The 12,906-nt window shown below is 38.0% G+C and carries 11 protein-coding genes and 3 tRNA genes; 6 read left to right on the top strand and 8 right to left on the bottom strand.

The window, feature by feature from the left end:
* Positions 1 to 156: 156 nt before the first annotated feature.
* Positions 157 to 1,959, bottom strand: coding sequence for an aminopeptidase P family protein (locus HMPREF0013_RS15015; protein WP_005803753.1), 1,803 nt, complete (start codon positions 1,957 to 1,959; stop codon positions 157 to 159).
* Positions 1,956 to 3,515, bottom strand: a complete 1,560-nt coding sequence (locus HMPREF0013_RS15010) for a peptide MFS transporter (RefSeq protein WP_078210490.1) — start codon at positions 3,513 to 3,515, stop codon at positions 1,956 to 1,958. The genes HMPREF0013_RS15015 and HMPREF0013_RS15010 overlap by 4 nt, the downstream gene beginning before the upstream one ends.
* A 761-nt stretch (positions 3,516 to 4,276) precedes the next feature.
* On the opposite strand from HMPREF0013_RS15010, the gene glnA reads away from it, so the two are divergent.
* From glnA to HMPREF0013_RS14985, 5 genes are all read left to right on the top strand, one after another.
* Positions 4,277 to 5,692, top strand: a complete 1,416-nt coding sequence (gene glnA / locus HMPREF0013_RS15005) for a type I glutamate--ammonia ligase (protein ID WP_002119065.1) — start codon at positions 4,277 to 4,279, stop codon at positions 5,690 to 5,692.
* A gap of 125 nt (positions 5,693 to 5,817) precedes the next feature.
* Positions 5,818 to 6,327, top strand: a complete 510-nt coding sequence (locus tag HMPREF0013_RS15000) for a chorismate--pyruvate lyase family protein (RefSeq protein ID WP_001231788.1) — start codon at positions 5,818 to 5,820, stop codon at positions 6,325 to 6,327.
* Positions 6,324 to 7,202 carry a 4-hydroxybenzoate octaprenyltransferase gene (gene ubiA / locus HMPREF0013_RS14995; protein WP_002119072.1) on the top strand — a complete coding sequence of 293 codons (879 nt, stop codon included), beginning with the start codon at positions 6,324 to 6,326 and terminating at the stop codon, positions 7,200 to 7,202. The genes HMPREF0013_RS15000 and ubiA overlap by 4 nt, the downstream gene beginning before the upstream one ends.
* Positions 7,203 to 7,311: 109 nt before the next feature.
* Entirely contained in the window at positions 7,312 to 8,619 is a 1,308-nt protein-coding gene (locus tag HMPREF0013_RS14990) for a lipase family protein (RefSeq protein WP_002119060.1), read from the top strand.
* A gap of 103 nt (positions 8,620 to 8,722) precedes the next feature.
* Complete coding sequence (locus HMPREF0013_RS14985) at positions 8,723 to 8,923, top strand: hypothetical protein (protein WP_000082753.1); 201 nt, start codon at positions 8,723 to 8,725, stop codon at positions 8,921 to 8,923.
* A gap of 4 nt (positions 8,924 to 8,927) precedes the next feature.
* Here the strand turns inward: HMPREF0013_RS14985 and HMPREF0013_RS14980 are convergent, their stop codons facing one another.
* The 6 genes from HMPREF0013_RS14980 to HMPREF0013_RS14955 form a co-directional block, all read right to left on the bottom strand.
* Entirely contained in the window at positions 8,928 to 9,371 is a 444-nt protein-coding gene (locus tag HMPREF0013_RS14980) for a DUF2726 domain-containing protein (protein ID WP_005068176.1), read from the bottom strand.
* Positions 9,372 to 9,427: 56 nt separating this feature from the next.
* A tRNA-Asn gene (locus HMPREF0013_RS14975) sits at positions 9,428 to 9,503 on the bottom strand.
* Between the two features lie 181 nt (positions 9,504 to 9,684).
* Positions 9,685 to 9,760: transfer RNA gene (locus tag HMPREF0013_RS14970), tRNA-Asn, on the bottom strand.
* Between the two features lie 8 nt (positions 9,761 to 9,768).
* Positions 9,769 to 9,844, bottom strand: a tRNA-Asn gene (locus HMPREF0013_RS14965).
* 146 nt (positions 9,845 to 9,990) lie between these two features.
* The gene (locus HMPREF0013_RS14960) at positions 9,991 to 10,617 is read right to left on the bottom strand and encodes a superoxide dismutase (RefSeq protein WP_000208083.1); all 627 of its coding nucleotides are present in this window, start codon (positions 10,615 to 10,617) and stop codon (positions 9,991 to 9,993) included.
* Between the two features lie 145 nt (positions 10,618 to 10,762).
* Positions 10,763 to 11,521 carry a Nif3-like dinuclear metal center hexameric protein gene (locus HMPREF0013_RS14955; RefSeq protein WP_001284932.1) on the bottom strand — a complete coding sequence of 253 codons (759 nt, stop codon included), beginning with the start codon at positions 11,519 to 11,521 and terminating at the stop codon, positions 10,763 to 10,765.
* Positions 11,522 to 11,715: 194 nt separating this feature from the next.
* On the opposite strand from HMPREF0013_RS14955, the gene HMPREF0013_RS14950 reads away from it, so the two are divergent.
* Positions 11,716 to 12,891 (top strand): S1C family serine protease, encoded by a 1,176-nt coding sequence (locus tag HMPREF0013_RS14950; protein WP_002118178.1) that lies wholly within the window; start codon positions 11,716 to 11,718, stop codon positions 12,889 to 12,891.
* Positions 12,892 to 12,906 lie beyond the last annotated feature (15 nt).

The raw sequence follows: 12,906 nt of genomic DNA, 5'->3' as shown, positions 1-12,906 counted from the left end.
AAAAGAAGTAACCAGTTTAACTATTTCATTCGTTAGAAATTTGCAGAAAAAAGGCTTTGTGAAGGGGAGCTTTTTAAAATTACAGATAAGTACAAATTAGGCAGAATAAGCTTCTATTGGAAATAAAAATTATTCTGCCTTGTTCGTAAAAGAAGATTAAATCTTACGTGTGTTATAAATCAACCAATCTAAAACATCGCCAGACAAATGTTCAGCTAGTCTTTCTTGAACAGTTTGATGATAACTATTTAACCAGTCTTTCTCTTCATTCGTTAGCAGATCAACAACGATACAATCTAAATGAATCGGACAAAGGGTCAGCGTTTCAAACTCTAAGAAATCGCCGTAGGTTTTCACAAAGCCAGAGTGAAGTTTGTTTGCAACCAGATTCTCAATACGAATACCGTATTGTCCCTCATGGTATAAGCCCGGCTCGTTGGAAAGAATCATTCCTTCACGCAATTTACTGTAGGCATGTACAGGCGCGTAATAAGAAAGAACTTGTGGACCTTCATGAACATTAAGCGCAAAGCCTACACCGTGGCCTGTTCCATGTCGATAATCTAAACCATGTTGCCATAAAGTATGGCGACAAATTGAATCGAGTAGAGGAGCAGCTAAACCTTCCGGATAAATCGTTTTTGCCAAGGCAATGTGACATTTTAAAACCAATGTGTAGTCACGTTTTTGTTGCCCTGTTGGCGTGCCTACAGGAACAACACGAGTAATATCCGTTGTTCCATCAACATACTGGCCGCCAGAGTCAATGAGTAATAGACCATCACCTTCGATAAATGAATAGTGCTCTTCAGTTGCACGGTAGTGGGGTAGAGCACCATTAGCATTAAAGCCAGCAATCGTTGAAAAACTCGGTCCTATAAATCCATCTTGCTGAGCACGGAAAGCCGTAATTTTCTCATCAATAGTCAATTCTGAAATGCTTTCACCATGATGAAGCGTTTTTTCTAACCAGTGAAAAAAGTGACAAAGTGCAACACCATCTTTAAGCATGGCATGACGGATATGAGCTATTTCACTTTCATGTTTACGCGATTTAAAAAGTGTACTTGGGTTGATGTCGTAGACAACCTGAATATCTTTTGCGATAGCTTGCTCATGAAAAATCGATACTTTGGCGGGATCTAAAAGTACTGAAGCATCAGAAATATTCGCTAAAAACTGAGCGGAATTTTGGTAGTTACGAATCTCAATACCATCAGCTTTGAAAGCCTGTTGAATGGTTGAATCAACTTTGTTGCTATCAATGAATAAAACAGCCTGTTGAGTACTGATATACAAATGTGAAAGGAATACAGGGTTATACTCTACATCTTGTCCACGTGCATTTAAGACCCAAGCAATATCATCTAAAGATGAAATAAAATGACCCGCAATATTCTTGTTAGCTAAGCTCTCGCGAATTGCCTGAATTTTTTCTTTACGAGAGAGGGCATTTAACCCTTCAGGCATTAAATGGATTTTTTCTGATGGAAGTTCTGGACGGTCTACCCAAATCTCTCCGACTAAATCTTGCTGGGTTTCAAGTTTATAGTGATTAAGTCGTGCAGTATGTTCGAGCGCCTTAAATTGTTGAATGGATAATGTTTGGCCATTTACTGAAATGACCGAACCAGTTGGTAGATTTTTCTCAATCCACGCGAGATGTGTAGAAGTTTCATCACTGGTCAGTTTTTGTAATTGAAAGCCAGTTCCAGCGAGTTGTTGTTCTGCTTGTACCCAATAGCGACCATCCGCCCATAGACCTGCAAACTTTTGGGTCACCACAAGCGTACCAACAGAACCACTAAAACCGCTTAACCACTGCCTTACTTTCCAATAGTCTGGTAAATATTCTGACATATGGGGATCGGCACTCATCACAATCAAAGCATCAATATGCTGATTGCGCATGAGTTGACGAAGTTTCTCAAGTTTTTCTGGAACAGTTAAAACGCTCATATAGTTTCCAACTCAGGTTGAACTTTACTGGTACTTTTGTTCATTAATCTATTGATAGGTTTCTTTAATAAAAATAACACGATTGCACCAACGACTAATGCCAAAACGCATCGCATAAAGAGATTTGGTAAATGATTAATATTATCTGCTGATACATGCCCGCCAATTAAGCCAGCGATGAGATTACCTAAAGCTGTGCCAGTAAACCATAGCCCCATAATTTGACCGCGTATAACATCAGGTGCAAGTTTAGTCATGGTTGATAATCCAATTGGGCTTAAGCACAGTTCTCCTATGGTAAGTAAAAATAAAGTTCCTACTAACCAAAATGGTGAAACTAGGCCGCCAGCAATTGCGAAACGACTAGCAAAAGACATAACAAGAAAGCCACCTGCTGCGAATAACAATGCAATAATAAATTTGCTGATATAGCTTGGGTCTTTATTTGATTTACCCAGTCGTGCCCAAAGCCATGCTGCAACTGGGGCAAAAATAATAATAAATAGGGCATTAATTGATTCAAACCATACAGTTGGAATCTCAAATCCAAAAAACATACGATTTGTATAGTCTTGTGCAAATAAAGTAAAAGTTGTGGGCTTTTGTTCGAAAGCTGACCAGAATAGGGCAGAGGCTGCTAATAAAACAAAACAAATAATAATTTTAAATTTGTCATGCTGCTCTAAATTCAGGAAAAGCAGTAAATATGCAAAATAAGCAATAATCCCAATACCAATCCCAACTGTTAAATAAGTTGCTACCTCGACCGGATTGATATGAATGACATCAAATAAGGTAAGAACAATAACGACTGCAACAGATAGTAAGAAGGAGAAAGCAATTTTTGGCGCATTTTTGTTTTGTACGACAGGTTTATTCCAATTATCATTTTCTTGACGTAACTCATTAAAAGTTTGTAACTGAGGAACAGCCAATACACGAAAAATAAGTAATGCAACTAACATCCCAAGGCCACCGATTCCAAAACCTAAGTGCCAGTTATGATCACGTGCTAATAAGCCTGTTAGAAGAGGAGCAATAAAAGAACCTAAATTAATTCCCATATAAAAAATGGAGAAACCAGCATCTCGTCTACTATCTTGAGCTTTGTATAATGTTCCGACAATTACGGAAATACATGTTTTAAATAATCCAGTACCTAAAACAATCAATACTAACCCGAAATAAAAAAAGAATTGATCAAAAATGGTAGTGAGGGCAATAGATAAATGACCTAGTGCAATAATAATAGAACCATACCAGACCGATCGTGCCTGACCTAACCAGTTATCGGCAATCCAGCCACCAAAAACGGTCATTAAATACATAGATCCAGCGAATAACCCAACAATTGCGGCTGCAGTTGGACGGTCAAGACCTAAACCACCGTCATTAACCATTGCAATCATATAAAGAACGAGTAAAGGCCGAATACCATAATAAGAAAATCTTTCCCAAAGCTCTGTAAAAAATAAAGTTTTTAATGGTTTTGGATGGCCGAAAAAAGCTCTGTCATATTGTTCGAGTTCATGCTTCATTTCAAATCCTTTGAACATATTTGTAGTTTAGATAAAACAAAACTTTTAGTTTGTTTAATTATAAAAAAAAGTTATGTTTTATTTTTTAGATTTTTTAAAATGAAAAAGCAAGTTGGTCATGTATAAAAAAGGTATATAACAAATGGTAAAAATTAGAAAGTTGAAATTATCAGTCGAAAAGATTCCTCTTGGCGCACCAAAGCTGATCAGGCTAGCCCTAGCGTAAAACTACGATGAGAAAAATTAAATTAGCACTTTAAAACCTCAACCTTTCTATGGATGGGCAGTGAAGAGTGGTAATTGATATTATTTAAAAAAATTGTGTAGAGTTACTTAGAAATCGTATTTATGTTCAAACTTTTTTGGCAAGGGCATATTGTATATAACATCGTCTAATTTAGAGATTAATAGTTCTATCGGGAATAGATTATTATTTTTAAGGATTACAGTAAGAAAGTCAGATTTCTATATAAGAAAGTATTATGATCACAAATTACTGTTAGATATTGATGCGGTGATTCATATTAGCGCAACAATTTTGCACTAAATTAGGGCGATTGCGAGCTATTCTTGTATGTCATAATTTGAAAATGTCTGAATATGGTGCATTTAACTATGCAAACAGTATAATGGGTTCAAGACAAGGGGCCTAAATCATGGATAGTTATAAGCAATTCAATGTTTTAGGTAAGTCTTATAAAGTTGGTATGAGAATTGCTATATAAATACCAGCAACTAACACGCACTTAACAAGTGCAACAAAATTTCATTGGAGCAAAATGAGCATGGCGAACAAGGTCCTTCAACTCATACAAGAAAGTGGCGCAAAATGGGTCGATTTTCGCTTTACTGATACTAAGGGTAAAGAGCAGCACGTAACTTACCCAGCTGATTCTATTGATGAAGATACTTTTGAAGACGGTAAAATGTTTGATGGTTCTTCAATCGCTGGTTGGAAAGGCATTGAAGCATCTGACATGATTTTATGTCCAGATGCGGAAACTGGTTTTATCGACCCGTTCTTTGCTGAACCAACTGTAGTTGTGACTTGTGACGTTATTGAACCTTCAACTGGTCAAGGTTATGAGCGTGACCCGCGTTCGATTGCTCGCCGTGCAGAAGAATACTTAAAATCTACAGGTATCGGTGATACTGCATTCTTTGGTCCAGAACCAGAATTCTTTGTATTTGACGAAGTGAAGTGGGACATCGATATGTCTGGCGCTCGTCATACATTAATCGCTGAAGAAGCTGCTTGGTCTACTGGTAAAGATTACGAGTCTGGTAACTCTGGTCACCGTCCACGTGTTAAAGGCGGTTACTTCCCAGTTCCTCCAGTTGATTCTTCACAAGATATGCGTGCAGAAATGTGTGCAAAAATCGAAGACATCATGGGTCCAGGTCGTGTAGAAGTACATCACCACGAAGTTGCTTCTTGCCAGTTAGAAATTGGTGTGAGCTTCAATACACTTGTACGTAAAGCTGATGAAGTTCAACAGTTCAAATATGCTGTTTGGAACGTTGCACATCAATATGCAAAAACAGCTACGTTTATGCCTAAACCAATGGTAGGTGATAACGGTTCTGGTATGCACGTTCACATGTCTATCTCTAAAGATGGCAAAAACTTGTTTGCTGGTGATGAATATGCAGGCCTTTCAGAAATGGCATTGTATTTCATCGGTGGTATCATCAAGCACGCTCGTGCATTGAATGCAATCACAAACCCATCTACAAACTCATACAAGCGTTTGGTTCCTCACTTCGAAGCACCAATCATGCTTGCTTACTCAGCACGTAACCGTTCTGCTTCTATCCGTATTCCATACGTTTCTAGCCCTAAAGGTAAGCGTATCGAAGCTCGTTTCCCAGACCCAATGATGAACCCGTACTTAGGTTTCGCTGCATTGTTAATGGCTGGTATCGACGGTATCCAAAACAAGATCCATCCGGGCGAAGCTGCTGATAAGAACTTGTATGATCTTCCTCCAGAAGAAGAAGCAAAAATCCCAACAGTTGCTCATAGCTTAGATATGGCTCTTGAAGCACTTCAAGCAGATCACGAATTCTTGTTAAAAGGCGGCGTATTCACTAAAGAAATGCTTGATGCATACATCGAACTTAAAACTGAAGATGTACGTCGTCTTAACACGACTACTCATCCAGTTGAATTCGATATGTACTACAGCTTGTAATACGTATTTCGTAAAAAAGCCTGCATATGCAGGCTTTTTTATTGCCTGGAATGTTGATTGAATTCTCTACGTTTTTTATCAAAAAATTGGAGTAAACTAAGTGCGAGTTTTCATGTGAGCAGATTATGCGTAAACGACAACCAGTACTTAAACAGGAAAAGGCTTTAAATCCTGAGTTGAAAACATGGTTGTATGCTTCTGGTTCTCTGACTCAACAATTAACTGAGCTCGGTGGCGGCCAGTTTAGTGTGAGGCCCTTTAAAGAACACTTTCAGCGTTTAACGTTTGTAGATAGCCAATGGATGAACATGTCTCATGCTCATACTTCATGGGTAAGGGAAACCTACTTATATGGCTGTGAAGCAGAGCCGTGGGTGAAAGCAAAAAGTATTTTTCCAATTCAAAGTTTACAAAAAAAAGCGCGTATATTTCAGCACATCGGTTCTAAACCGATTGGCTTTTTTCTATTTCAAAGAACAACTCCGCTTTGTGACCGTCGTGTCATTCGTTTGCCAGAAGGCTGGACGCGACAAAGTTGCTATACTTGGCATGGATGTAAATTTATCGTCCAAGAAACATTCTTACCGGCTTTTGAAGCTTTTTTAAATCAGCAGCACGACAAGGAATTACTATGACGACTGCAACAGGCACAACATGGCGTCAGCGTTTAGAAGCTTATTATTATCTATGTCGATTTGATAAGCCTGTTGGAACAGAACTGGTGTTTTGGCCAACCATGTGGGCACTTTGGATTGCAGCAGAGGGAATGCCACCTCTACATATTCTTTTGGCGATGGTATTCGGTACAATTTTTATGCGTGCCGCTGGCTGTGCGATTAATGATTTTGCTGATCGTAAAGTAGATGGACATGTAGAGCGTACAAAAACGCGCCCTTTGGCAACAGGGGTAATTAGTCCAAGAGAAGCGGTATATGTATTTTTAGCATTAGTATTTGCCAGTGCTTGTACGCTGTTCTTTTTACCTATCGCGACGTTCTACTGTGCATTAGGGGGCTTGGCGTTAGCATTTATATATCCTTTTATGAAACGTTATACCCATTTACCGCAAGTAGTGTTAGGTATGGCATTTTCTTGGGGGATTCCAATGTCATTTACTGCAATGGGTAAGCCTTTAGATATAACGTGTTGGCTAATTTATTTTGGTAATTTGGCATGGACAGTGGCTTTTGACACTCAATATGCAATTACAGATCGTGAATATGATTTAAAGATTGGCGTGAAATCTACAGCTATTCTTTTTGGCCGATATGACATCCAGATTATTGCTCTTTTACAAGCAACTAGTCTTGTTTTGATTGGTACTGCACTATATTTAGAAAATATTTTATTCCCCTGGGCAATTATTGCTTTAGTTGTAGTGGCCTTTGATTTTGTATATCAAACAGTTAAAACCAAAGACCGCAACCCTCAAGTTTGTTTTTGGGCATTTCGTCACAATCGTTGGGTGGGATTAATCATTTTTCTAGGAATATTTTTAAATTTCATATAGTAAAAATGACCGTGAGGTTGAAAAGTGTTCTATGCAGAGCACTTTTTTTATGTCTTAATATTTGTGCATAAAAATATGCGGAATAAATAACACATAAAAAGGATATTCTATGAAACGGTCAAAAATTGCTTTAGCTATAACATTATCAACTTCAGCACTATTTCTTACAGCGTGTAATGACGATGATGATGACTATATTGGTGTAAATCCTGATAAAACTTATGTTTCTGAAAAATCCTATTCTAAGGATACCTTAAGTGGTGCTTCATCTATAAAAGTGATGACATATAACATGGTGAATGTACAAGGGAAAACAGCTGAAGCAACTGCTTTGGTAATGTTCCCTAAAGTTGCTCAACCAAAAGATGGTTATCGCGTAGTGGTATGGGAGCACGGCACAGTAGGTGTAGGGGATAGTTGTGCACCAAGCAACAATACGATTAATCCACGTTTTAAAATTCTAGCGGATACTTTATTAGCTGCTGGTTATGTGATTGTGGCACCTGACTATGAAGGTTTAGGTACTAGAGGCATGCATCCATACCTTAATTTAGGAAGTGAGGCTAAATCTGCAATTGCAGCAGTTAAAGCTGCTAAAGATCATTACGGTAGTCAGTTAAATAGTTCATGGATGTCAATTGGGCAGTCTCAAGGAGGCCATGCTTCATTAGGAACAGCTGAATTTGCTAATAACGACACTAACTACAAAGGAGCTGTTGCAACAGCACCAGCTTCTAGCCTTGGCGATATTATTTCTAAAATTGCTCCGCAAGCAATTAGAGACATTCTTCAGAAAGAGCAGGCTGGTACCGCACCTGTTGGTACGGCTGTGGAAGTGTATGCCGAGCTACTTGCATATGCTGCATATACCACAGTGGGTATTACTGCTTATGAACCTAAATTTAATTATCGTGCAATCTTTCAACAACGTTCTCAAAGTATAGCTGAGTTTGCAGAAGGCACTACGGGTGAAAATGGAGTCTGTTTAACTGATTTGCATAATAAATTTGCAGATGATATTCGAGATTTTCTTGCGACTAATACTGGTAAAACAGTTCTAGATTATCCAGGCCTAGCTGGTAATTTCCAGGAGAATCCAACGGTACAAAAATTCTTGGTAGATAATCAACCTGCTACCAAAAAAATTAATTCACCAGTCATGATTGTTCAAGGTACTGCGGATATGGCTGTACCATATCCTGTTACTAATGCCTTACAAGAGGGACTTAAAAAAATGGGAACTGATGTGACATTTGTACCTGTTGTTGGAGCTGCCCATACTCAGGCGATTGTATGTAGAAATGCTGAAATTTATCAATTTGTTCAATCTAAGATGCCAGCTAAAACAAATATAGTGCTTGATCCATCAGTAATAGATGCCAGTAAGAATGTTGAATGTACTGGAATAGCACAATAATTTTTTGTATTTAAAATCTTCAAATTAAAAAGGTCCTGAAAAGGGCCTTTTTTGTTATATTGTTACACAGTTTGATTTGATACTATTTGAGTTTGAAGAACTTATGAGCCAGCAACCTGTTGAAAAAAAATCTGTTCCTTGGTTATTAATGGGATTAGGTTTACTTATTCCTTTTCTAATTATTGGAATACTTTTCTTGGCTGCAAAAAGCGATGCTAAGAATAAAAAACAATATGAACAACAGCGTTTAGAGATGGCAAAAAGAATAGCTGAGAAAGAAGCTGCAAATTCTGAATCGAAATAGCTTGTTAATGAATATCCTTTTGTAATTGGCGTACAGTAGGAATATTTGTGTAACGCTTTACAAGGTAGCCTGCTTCAGTAAGCATTTGATCACGAATACGGTCTTCTTCTACTTTTTCAAGATGGGTAGGGTCATCTAGTTCAATGATGGCCATGACTTCCATCTTGTCGTTGAGCACAACAAAGTCAGTAACTTTACGATTGAACTGACTACGAATTTTATAGTCATTACTGGTAATTAATGCGCTAAACGCCACTTGTGCTAACACATGATAATTTGGAAAACTTTGTTTTAAACGTATAAACATTTGAGTTTCAAAGTTTGTAATGACAGGGCGAGCAAAGAATTTTTGTTTTGGAAATAAATAAGGGCGTAAACAAACAAGAAGAAAAATACAGGTGCTTACGCAACCTAAAACAATAAAAAATAAGTGACTCGATTCGAACATGTGAAGGCATCATACAAATAAAAACCCACTCATGATGAGTGGGTTTTTAAGAATCTTGGCTCTCCCACCTGGGCTCGAACCAGGGACCTGCGGATTAACAGTCCGTCGCTCTACCGACTGAGCTATGGGAGAATCTGGAAAAGGATTTTAGGCAGGAAAGAGGGCTGGGTCAAGCCTTAATAACAGAATTAGAGTGAATATCTAATCGTTTGGTTTAAAAATACTCGAAACATTGATTTTATTCAAAATAATGAAAAATTATTAAATCATTAGAAAAGAAAAAACCCGCAATAAATGCGGGCTTTTAGAATCTTGGCTCTCCCACCTGGGCTCGAACCAGGGACCTGCGGATTAACAGTCCGTCGCTCTACCGACTGAGCTATGGGAGATTAGTAGATGGCTCTCCAACCTGGGCTCGAACCAGGGACCTGCGGATTAACAGTCCGTCGCTCTACCGACTGAGCTATTGGAGAATCTGATGCGCATTTTATGGATGAAATCTAAAAGCGTCAATAAGAATATTAAAGAAAATGAATCGTTTGCTTGATTAATATGCTTTTGCTGTATTAAAAATAAAAAAACCACCCCAAATAGGGTGGTTTTTCATAAAGAAATAAAATTATTTCTCTACACCAGCTGGTTGACCTGCAAGTTTTGCATTTGCATAGTCCCAGTTCACAAGGCTTTCTAGGAAAGTTGCGATGTATTTAGGACGTAAGTTACGGAAATCGATGTAGTAAGCATGTTCCCATACGTCAATTGTTAATACAGCAATTTGGCCATGTGCAAGTGGAGTGTCTGCATTAGAAGTTTTAGTAATAGATAATTTACCGTTTACTTCATCAGCAACTAACCAAGCCCAACCTGAACCGAATTGAGTTGTTGCAGCAGCAGTAAATTCTTCTGCAAACTTTTCGTAGCTACCAAAAGCTTCGTCAATTTTAGCAGCGATTGCGCCAGTAGGCTTACCACCACCATTTGGCTTCATGCTGTTCCAGTAGAAAGTGTGGTTCCAAACTTGAGCAGCATTGTTGAAAATACCAGCTTTAGATGCATCACCAGCAGTCGCTTTAATGATTTCTTCTAAAGTTTTACCTTCAAGGTCAGTCCCTTTGATTAAGTTGTTTAAGTTAACAACATAGGTATTGTGGTGTTTATCGTGATGGTATTCTAAAGTTTCTTTACTAATATGTGGCGCTAAATCATCATAGCCATATGGAAGTGCAGGTAAAGTAATGGTTGTCATGTTCCTATTCCTTGCATTTGCTGGGTTATACAATTAAGTGGCTCTATTGTAAATGATTCTGGTAACAATAGGGCATCGTTTTAAAGAACTATACACAATAAAGATCTAATTAATACGCATAACACAGATTGAAAAAAAGACTTAATTAAATCGGATTATTCAATTCAAAATATTCAGCTTCAATTGAAAACTGTTTTGAGATCGCTTGTGCCAAACGCTGAACTCCATAACGCTCAGTAGCATGGTGACCACAGGCGAAATAGTGAACCCCTAATTCTTTTGCTTCATAAAAAGTTCGTTCACTGACTTCACCTGAAATATAAGCATCACAATTTTGCAAAGCAGCTTTAGCAATAAAATCTTGAGCGCCGCCTGTACAGAAGCCTACTTTTTGAATGCTTTGCTTTTCTGCTGGCAAATGAATCACTTTAAAATCAAAACTGTTTTGAAGCTGTGCTTTAAACTCATCTACAGAAACTGCTTGCTCTAAATAACCAATATTACCAATCGGATGTTTCTCGGTTAAATCGAGTGGTTCTAAATTCTTCAAGTTTAGTTTTTCTGCAATCGCTACATTGTTGCCCAAAGTTGGGTGTGCATCTAAAGGTAGATGATAAGCGACTAATGAAATATTATTTTGAATGAGTTTTTTAATGCGGTTGCCTCGCATTCCAGTAATTGGATACGGTTCACCCTTCCAAAAATAACCATGATGTACGAGTAATAAATCTGCATTTTGAGCAATTGCTGCATCAATCGCATCTTCGGAAGCAGTAACCGCACAAACGATACGTTTTACTTCAGTTGAACCTTCAATTTGCAGGCCATTTGGTGCGTAATCTTTAAATTCTGCCGCTTTTAAGGTTTGGTCGCACCACTGAATAATTTCATGCAAATTTGCCATGATATTTCCTGAATTGAGTAGTAAATAATTGCTAAAGCTATAGAAACATATTTTGTTGTGTAACTAAAGCTAGACAAATCTTTTTTGACTTTTTTATGTATATCGACATATTTAATTTAAAATGCTTAACTGAAAACTCTTTTTGTTCAATATATTAATTTAATTAAAAACTTCTTTGCGTAGAGGATATGAACGTGCGCCGCACCTTTACATGGTTACCTTGGGTGTTACTTATTATTGTAATTGCCAGTTTTATTGCATGGCAAAAATACCATCAGCCGAAACCAACTGTTGCAGTTGATGGGGTGCAAATGCCTGCTGAGAAAGTTGAACCACTCGTTGATACTTCGCGAGCGGGCGGGGTGGTATCTTATAGCGCTGCAGTAAAAGTTGCAGCGCCAGCAGTTGTTAATATTTTTACGACCCAGAAAGTTAAACAAAATCATCCATTATTAAGTGATCCGGTCTTCCGTGAGTTTTTTGGAAATCAGGTTCCTGAACAACAACAGCAAAATGAAAATAGCTTAGGCTCTGGGGTTATTGTACGAGCTGATGGTTATATTCTGACGAATAATCATGTGATTGCTCAAGCTGATCAGATTGTAGTTGCATTACATGACGGCCGTCGTGCAGAAGCAACGATTGTTGGAACAGACCCTGATACTGATTTAGCTGTAATTAAAATCGATTTAGATAAATTACCTGTATTGCCATTTAAACTCAGTGGTAATGAAGTAGGTGATGTGGTCTTAGCAATTGGTAACCCATTTGGCGTAGGCCAAACGGTAACTCAAGGTATTATTTCTGCGACTGAACGCTCTGATTTAGGCATTAATACCTATGAAGACTTTATTCAAACAGATGCCGCAATTAACCCAGGTAACTCTGGTGGAGCATTAATTGATGTGGCTGGGAATTTAATCGGGGTAAATACTGCTATTTTCTCTCAGTCAGGTGGTTCTTTAGGAATTGGTTTTGCAATTCCTGCTAAAGTTTGCCAACAAGTTTTAAACTCGATTTTGAAAGATGGCCGTGTAGTCCGTGGATGGTTAGGTATTAGTTTAGTACCGCCTACACAAGAAGACGTATTAGCACCTAAACAGCAAATTGGTGTTGTGGTTGCAGATGTCTTGAAAAATGGTCCAGCTGCATCAGCAGGTATTAAGATTGGTGATAAAATTATTCAGGTGAATAACCAACAAATCACTTCAGCATCTCATTTGATTAATTATGTTGCATTACAAGCGCCTAACAGCGAAATTAATGTAATAGTCGAGCGAGATGGGAAGCAACAAAACTTTGTGGTGACAGTAGGGGAAAGAAAAAACCAAAATACTCAATCACAATTTATACCGCTGCCTAAACAGTAAAGATAAAAAAGCCTC

The organism is Acinetobacter sp. SH024 (assembly GCF_000163635.1).
Taxonomy (GTDB): Bacteria; Pseudomonadota; Gammaproteobacteria; order Pseudomonadales; family Moraxellaceae; genus Acinetobacter; species Acinetobacter pittii.
Note: the sequence above shows the minus strand (reverse complement) of the source record. Positions and strands in the feature narration are given on the sequence as shown.